Here is a 7646-nt window from a genome sequence, read left to right as displayed (position 1 = left end):
GAGGGGTAGGTCCAGACCTGGAAGCCCTGCGTCTGGGAGCGCGGAACACCTGCGGTCTCGTCCCACTCCCAGGTCAGCATCTGGTCGGGGTCGAGCTCCAGGCAGGCCCACTCGGCGGCCACCGCCCCGTCGCCGAGGTCTCCACCGGCTAGATTGACATGTCCCTCGATGCAGTCGTCGGTTGTGTCAGCAATGTTGAGATCATACGGGGCCGGGAACTCACTGTCGCAGGGCGCGGGGCAGTAGTCGACAGGCACGAACTCTAGCCCTTCAGGCAAGAAGAGAGAGATCCGATAGGAGGCCCGGAAGCCGTTCCCTTCCGGCGCGGTTCCTTCGCCGGTGAACACCTGGGGCAGATTGGGCAACCATGTCTCCGGAGGCAGGTTTACTTCGAAGGCCCCAAGGTTGACCAGGTCATCGCCTGCCCAGCCCCAGCATTCCATGCCAAAGGGAATCGATTGGTCCAACGGCTGGCGAAAGGCAATTCGCCCGGACCCGGCGGCGTGGTCGGCAATGTTCCAGCCTTCCCCGCGCGGCGTGAAGAAAGTGTCTTCCGCCGCCGGGAGGCGCAAGTGACTTGCGCCGATGAAGGCCAGCGACAGATAGCAGTAGGCAGAGTCGAGAGATCCCGCCGGTGTCGTCACGAGTTCGAGCACTTCCAGTTGCAGCGGAAAGGTTCGATCCCCCTGCGCCGGCTGCTCCGGGATGCATCCTTCACCGGAGACTTCCACCGGCGCCATCGCTCCGGGGGCCTCGCCCCAGGCATTCACCGCCGCCACATAGTACAAGTGCAACCCTGGAAAGGGGACCTGGTCCTGAAAGACGAGCGTCTCGGACGCCCGATTCGGCCCCAACTCGGCGACCGGGTAGAAGTCGGAACTGGCGGGCCCCCAGCGGTAGACGCGGAATCCGGCCTCGGAGAGGGAATCATCGCTGAAGCGGACCTCGACGGTGCAGCCGCCGGAGGCGGTCAGGGCGATCTGCTGGGGTGCTGTCGGGAGAGAGGGATTTCCGAGATTCCAGGCCAGGCCCTTTGGCAGCCCGCGGGGGGAAGCTACGGAGACTTCGGTAGCCTGGCCTTCGCCCTCTCCACCCAGGGCGAGAGCAGGCTCCGGCGACACGGCCGGCGGCGCTGATCCTGGATCCGGGGCATCGTCTCCAACGTAACCCGCCGGGAGCCTATCTCTCGGCACAGGGATCGACAATTCGATCCCGACGGCCGGCGAAGCCCCAACTTCGGGATTGGCAGCCAGAATCTCATCGGGGGTCATGCCCAGGGCGCCGGCGATCGACTCCACCGTCTCCCCAGCGTCGATCGTCTCAGATACGACCCAAGGTTCTTCCTTATCGTCTGTGACTTTGACGATCACGGGTCGGGATATCCCGATCCTCCCAGCCAGGTCAGCGGCCCGGGCCACGAGAACGTGCGGCCCGGCCTCCCCAGGTCTCCAGGTGAAGGCGACTTCCGAGGGGAACGTACCGGGTGGTTCTCCCAGATCGAGTGCATCTGAAAGCTCCCCGTCAATCCAAAGCTCGAGGCGGCCCATCGCTTCTGACGGCGAGAGGCGGATGAAAATCGGGAACTCGTCGTTCAGGCCCAGCTCTTGGCCGGAGAAGGGCTGCCGGAATTGCACCTCCGGTGGACCACTCCAGCCGGGCTTGACCAGCCACTGGCGGCCGAAGATCAGGCCCAGAGCAGCCACGGCGAGGACTCCCAGTGCCATCGCCCCCAAGGCCAGCAGAACCCATCTCCATCTGCCCGACGGTGCCATTTTCAAGGCCAGTCACTCCTTCTGGTTCCCTGGTGAGCCATCTCGTCCGAGCGGAACTCCGAACTGGAGTGTGGTGAAGCCCCCGCACCCCGGGTTCTACCTTCTGGAATGCGTCCGCCTTCAGCCGTGTCTGGCCTACGTGCCGTCGTTCGAGTCTACCGCCCACCCGCACTTGCTCGAGGCGACAGGGGGCGGAGTCGCCGGAGGTTGGCTGCCTCACCAGTAGATAGTATACAAAGAAAACCAACTTGATGCACTTGGGGTGACCGGAATCGCCGAGGGACCGCCGGGGGTCCGGTGGGGAGATCACCTGCGCATTTGTGAACCGGCCCACAAGGCCGCCGCAAACGGTAGCGCCGTCCAGGTCGACCGGGCGACCGGCCGCGGTTGTCAGCGGCAGGGGACGCCCTGCATCCCCGCGGCATTGCGGCATGGCGGATCGAGACGGGGGCTCGAGTTGCAGGCGAGGCCGGGCACCCTCCTCGGCGATGGCCCTTCTACCTCTGCACCAGGCAGCCGCTTACCCCTCGAGACGGGCGGTGGTACAACTGACCCTGCGAGCCTGAGGAGGGCGGCAAACATGAAACTGCGGACCTTCGGTCGAGTCGGTTGGCAGGTGAGTGAGATGGGTTACGGCATGTGGGGCCTGGCGGGGGGGGACTGGACCGGCTCCGACGACGCCGAGTCGATGCGCTCGCTCGAGCGGGCTGTGGAGCTCGGCTGCACCTTCTTTGATACAGCCCGGGCCTACGGCGACGGTCACTCGGAGCGGCTGCTCGGCCGTCTTGTGCGGGCCCATCCCGGCCGCCGGCTGGTCGTCGCAACCAAGATCCCGCCCAAGAATCAGAAGTGGCCCTCCCGGCCGGACTATGCCCTGGAGCAGGTCTTCCCGCCGGATCACATTCGCAGCTACACCGAGACCAGCCTGCACAACCTCGGGCTGGAGTCCATCGACCTGATCCAGTTCCATGTCTGGGAGGATGGATGGGCCGAGGATGACCACTGGCAGCGGGAAATTGAGGACTTGAAGCGGCGGGGACTAGTCCAGGCGGTCGGCCTCAGCCTGAACCGCTGGGAGCCGGAGAACGGCATTCGCACCCTGCGCACCGGGCTGGTCGACGCCGTGCAAGTGATCTACAACATCTTCGACCAGGCGCCGGAAGATGCCTTATTCCCGGTCTGCCGCCAGCTCGACGTCGCCGTGATCGCCCGCGTCCCCTTCGATGAGGGCACGCTCACCGGCACGCTGACGGCGGAGGCGCGCTGGCCGCAGGGCGACTGGCGCAACATCTACTTCGCGCCGGGCAACCTAGAGGCGTCGGTCGAGCGCGCCGAGGCGCTGCGGCCGGTGATCCCGCCTGGGATGACGATGCCCGAGATGGCGCTGCGATTCATCTTGTCCAACCCGGATGTCAGCACGGTCATCCCGGGTATGCGCAAAACGCCTCACGTGGAAACAAACCTGGCGGCGAGCGATGCGGGCGGGCTGGAGGCCGGGCTGATCGAGCAGTTGCGGTTGCACCGCTGGGACCGCAAGCCCGCCCCCTGGTCGGATTGACCATCCACCGCGTTGCCTTGACCGAGGGCATCGGAGACGAAGCTGCAGCATTCCGTCGCGGTTCAATTTGCTTGGCTTGGACCGTTTCGCTCTGAAGCTTTGGCCCTGCGGTGAATACTCTTCACTGTCTGGGGATGCGGAAGACCGAAGGTCTCCCGCATCCCCAAGACGCCCCTCCCCCTGAAGGGGGCCCTACCAGGGTGCTTCGCGAGGGAAGGGGCGGGATGGCGAATCGCGCGGCACCGGAGGGCCACATCGCGCCTTCGGCTCAGGTACTTGCACATGCTCCAGATCCGCTCGGGAACCTCGGCGCCATGCGCGGCGTCTGTGCATGCAGAGCAAGCAAGCTGCCGCTTGACAAGGAGGTTCCCGATGTCCAAGCTCATACACCCCATTCTGCTCGCTGCCCTGGTCTCCCTCGGGTCCATCGGCGCCACAGCGAGGCCGCCCGATCCCCTCCGCGACAAGTCAAGACCGCCCGCCTGCCCTTCCGATCCGCAGTATGTGGAAGCTATCCAGCGCACGTCTGAGATGGTCTGGGATGAAGAGGCGCTGCGCATGGCGCAGCAGCACGGCCTGGACCTGATCAACCTGACCTGGGAAGATACCGGCCGCTACTACGGATCCTCCGTCGGGCCGAACATCTCCGACCTCACGATCCAGGTCCAGCACCAACTGGAAGGGTCGCCCGACTGCGCCCTAACCCTGATGCCGGTCATCCGCTACCCCAACTACACTGACCTCACGGCTGACATCTCGCCCGACGACTTCTACCTGCTGGTGGGCAACGAGCTCGGCGACGATCTAGAGCGCATCACGCTGACCGAGTATCTGAAGCACTTCCGGCGCTACCTGAGTGAACCTGACTCGTGGGCATCCCGCGGTGACTCGCTTCTGGCCTCCCGCGACTCACACGTCCTGGTCAGTGCACAGGCGGCGTTCTTGCCCGTCCCGCAAGAGGGGATCGCCGAGTTCAACCCGGTGATCTTCAACTATCAGTCCTATGAAGGCGACCCGGCCGTGCTGACGATCGTAGCCACGCGTGAGGGCACGAGCGCCACCGTCATTGACAACACGCGCGACGCCTTCCCGGCCGGCTGGTCCTGGGGCCAGCGCCTGTTCTTCAACCAGGACGGCGAGCGGGCCTCGTTCACCGGGGTACGGCTGAGCGACTTCGGGCAGATCCGGCCGATTGGCCCCAACTCCACCGAGGCGGCTGGCGAGAGCGGGCTGAACATGGTGCTGATCATCCAGGTGCCGCTGCGCCAGAAGGTCGAGCTCACCGACCTCCTGCCGATGGTCGGCGAGGCGCAGATGATGTTGGAGTCTGCGGCCAAGTCCGATGTCGAGGCGGCGGTGATCGGCCATGGCGCGGTGGAGGGCCCATTCACCGAGGTCGACGGCCTGGCCATCCGGCGCGACGCTCGGTTCCCAATCCGGGTCACGGTCCAGTTCTACAAGGCGACCAGTGACGGGATCGTGACCGAAGCCGACGTCGAGGCCATCGCCGATCAGATCGACCGGGTGTATGCCGACGGCGACTACGTGGGCAGCCTGGTGGTCGATGGCCCGTCGGATCGCCCGACCGAGTACGACGGTCCCAAGGAAGAGCCGGAGGGTTGGTGGGAAGCTTTCTGGATGCGTTTTGAGGACAATACCGACATGGACCGAGAGAACGCCATAGATCTGCTGCGGCGTCTGGGGGTCGTGGCGTGGAGGTGGATCGAGGAGCTGCCACGCGAGTGAGAACTTGAGCCGAGGTCAACCACCCCTGCCTTCATCGGGGTCTCCGCCCTCAGCACCTCCGCCGTGATGCGGAGGTGCTGCGCGAGTGAGATGGGGGAAGAATGGAATCCCTCACATCGCTTTCGTTCTGGGGTCGTTTCCGGCTGGGCGCGCATCTCTCCTCGGGCGCGAGATGCCCTTCGACAGTCGTACGGCGGCCTGGTTCCGAGGGGGTAGGGGAGAGGGGAAGTACTTTCCCCTCCCCCCTACCCCCTCATACCCCCTTCCCCCACCCTCGCAAGCGGCGGATAGCGTGGGTTTACGCAAGAGGCACCCAACCGCCGCGGCGCAACGATCTCTCGGGTTGCGCCATTGAGGCCTCTCCGTGCCGCGCTTGTTGGGCGTCAATTGTGCACCCCGCGCCTCGGGTGCGAGGGGCGCCTCGGAGCTTGCGCGGCGGTTCGGCTCGTCGAGCGCACGGTGCCCCGACCGCCGCTTGCAGGGGGAGGGGTGAGGGGGAGTTGCCCCCTCCGCTTCGCTTCGGGGGTGCTTCGCGAGGGGCTTAGAGGGAGGGGGCCGCAAGCACCGTCCCCTGGCCCCCCACGATGGCACGACGCCCAAAGGCTGATGGCTGTCAGCGGACTGTCTGCGCCACCTCAGCCTGCCCAGCACCCGCTCGGTATAATGATGTCGACCTTCGCCCTCGCCCCCGCCACGCGAGCAGCAATGAGCTAGAAGGAAGCGCACCGCGCGATGTCCACTTCACCCTCCCTGATCGAACTCCGCAACCTGGTCAAGAAGTTCGGTGAGAAAGCCGCCGTCGACGATGTCACGCTCGACATTTACGGCGGCGAGATCTTCGGCTTCCTTGGCCCCAACGGTGCCGGCAAGACGACGACCATCAAGGCCATCGTCGGCCTGCTGCGCCCAACCTCCGGGACGGTGCGCGTCGGCGGCTACGATGTCCAGCGCGAGCCGATCCCCGCCAAGGCCGCCAGCGGCTACGTCCCCGACGAGCCCCACCTGTATCCCAAGCTGACCGCGCGTGAGCTGCTGCGTTTCGTCGGCGATCTGTACGGCGTCGACGCCGGCCAGGTCGACCGCCGCTCCGACGAGCTGCTGCGCCTGTTCGACCTGACCGACGCCGCCAACGACACCCTCGACTCTTACTCGCACGGCATGCGCCAGAAAGCGTCGCTGGCGGCGGCGCTGGTGCACGACCCGAAGGTCCTGGTGCTCGACGAGCCGACCGTCGGCCTCGACCCCAAGTCGGCGCGCCTGATCAAGGACATTCTGCGCCAGCTGGCGGACCGCGGGGCGGCGGTGTTTCTGTCGACGCACATCCTCGAGATCGCCGAGCGCATGTGTGACCGCATCGGCATCATCAACCAGGGTCGCTTGATCGCCGCCGGCACCATGGACGAGCTGCGCAGTGTCGGCACAGGCGAGAGCCGCCTGGAGGACATCTTCCTCACCCTGACCGGCGGCGCCGAGTATGCCGAGATCGCTGACGTGCTCAAGTAGGCCAGCATGACGTCGACGGCCATCTCCACGGAGCGAGACGGAGCGAGCGAGATCGACGCCCGCCTGCTCCCCGCCACCTGGAAGCTGCTGCGTCTGCAGCTGCTCCTCTGGTTCAACGGTTTCCGGCGCGGCAAGACCCGCAATCGCATCGCCCGCATTGTCACGGCGGTCGCCTTGGCCGGCTTGATGATGATGATGTTCTTTGTCAGCCGGATGGTGCTCGGCTTGATCCGCTCGGAAGAGTTCCTGCGCCTCCTGCCCAACATGCCGGATCTGACTGAGAGCATCCCGGTCATGTTGATGGGCGTCGCCTTCCTGACCATCCTGCTGACCAGCTTCGGCCTGCTGCTGCAGGCGCTTTACCTGGCGGGCGACATGGACTTCCTTCTCGCCGCCCCGGTGCCGATCCGCGCCGTGTTCCTGAGCAAGCTGCTGCAGGCGATCGTCCCCAACCTGGCCCTGATTTCGCTGCTGGCGCTGCCGGTGCTCTTTGGGCTGGGGTCGGCCGAAGGCTACAACCTCCTCTACTATCCGCTCGTGATCCTGTCCCTCGTGGCGCTGGCGCTGGCTGCCGCCGGGCTGGCCGGCATGCTGGTGATGGGCGTGGTGCACGTCTTCCCGGCGCGCCGGGCAGCCGAGATCCTCGGCTTTGTTGGCGCCGTGTTCACCATCTTATGCTCGCAGTCGGGTCAGTTCGCGCGCATGTCGAACATGGAGGAAGCTCAGCTGCAGCAGGCGGCGAGGCTGGTGTCTCGCTTCGATACCCCATGGTCGCCGGTGGCGTGGGCCGGGCGCGGCCTGGTTCGAGTCGGGCAGGGTGAGTGGCTCGGGGGTGGCATGCTGCTGGGCGTGCTGCTCCTGTGCGCCGCCGTCTTCGGAGGGGCGCTGGTGCTCTCGGAGCGGCTGTACTACAGCGGCTGGGCGAGCGTCTCGGTGGCCAGCACGCGTAGGCGGCGGCCGGCCAAGCGCCTCGCGGCGGGCGCCCGGCGGCGGACCGGACGGGGATCGCCAGTGTGGGCGATCGTCGTCAAGGACTTCGCCGTGATGCGCCGTGACCTGCGCAACCT

The 7646-nt window shown here is 66.2% G+C and carries 5 protein-coding genes; 4 read left to right on the top strand and 1 reads right to left on the bottom strand.

What is annotated here, in order from left to right; genetic code table 11:
- Positions 1-1778: hypothetical protein (locus MUO23_00500; GenBank protein ID MCJ7511430.1), on the bottom strand; the 1778-nt coding region annotated here is incomplete at its 3' end.
- 574 nt (positions 1779-2352) lie between these two features.
- Here MUO23_00500 and MUO23_00495 point away from each other — a divergent pair.
- The 4 genes from MUO23_00495 to MUO23_00480 form a co-directional block, all read left to right on the top strand.
- Positions 2353-3330, top strand: coding sequence for an aldo/keto reductase (locus tag MUO23_00495; protein MCJ7511429.1), 978 nt, complete (start codon positions 2353-2355; stop codon positions 3328-3330).
- Positions 3331-3702: 372 nt separating this feature from the next.
- On the top strand, positions 3703-5076 hold the full coding sequence (locus MUO23_00490; GenBank protein ID MCJ7511428.1) for a hypothetical protein: 1374 nt from the start codon (positions 3703-3705) through the stop codon (positions 5074-5076).
- 732 nt (positions 5077-5808) lie between these two features.
- Positions 5809-6579 (top strand): ABC transporter ATP-binding protein, encoded by a 771-nt coding sequence (locus tag MUO23_00485; protein MCJ7511427.1) that lies wholly within the window; start codon positions 5809-5811, stop codon positions 6577-6579.
- A gap of 6 nt (positions 6580-6585) precedes the next feature.
- A partial coding sequence (locus MUO23_00480) for a hypothetical protein (GenBank protein ID MCJ7511426.1) occupies positions 6586-7646 on the top strand: 1061 nt, incomplete at its 3' end.

The organism is Anaerolineales bacterium (genome assembly GCA_022866145.1).
Lineage (GTDB): Bacteria > Chloroflexota > Anaerolineae > Anaerolineales > E44-bin32 > PFL42.
The sequence above is the reverse complement of the archived record's forward strand: the minus strand, read 5'-3'. Positions and strand labels throughout refer to the sequence as shown.

Bases quoted from the DNA above. Each gene is read 5' to 3' on its own strand.
- MUO23_00485 (MCJ7511427.1), top strand. From the start codon at position 5,809: ATGTCCACTTCACCCTCCCTGATCGAACTCCGCAACCTGGTCAAGAAG.
- MUO23_00495 (MCJ7511429.1), top strand. From the start codon at position 2,353: ATGAAACTGCGGACCTTCGGTCGAGTCGGTTGGCAGGTGAGTGAGATG.
- MUO23_00490 (MCJ7511428.1), top strand. From the start codon at position 3,703: ATGTCCAAGCTCATACACCCCATTCTGCTCGCTGCCCTGGTCTCCCTC.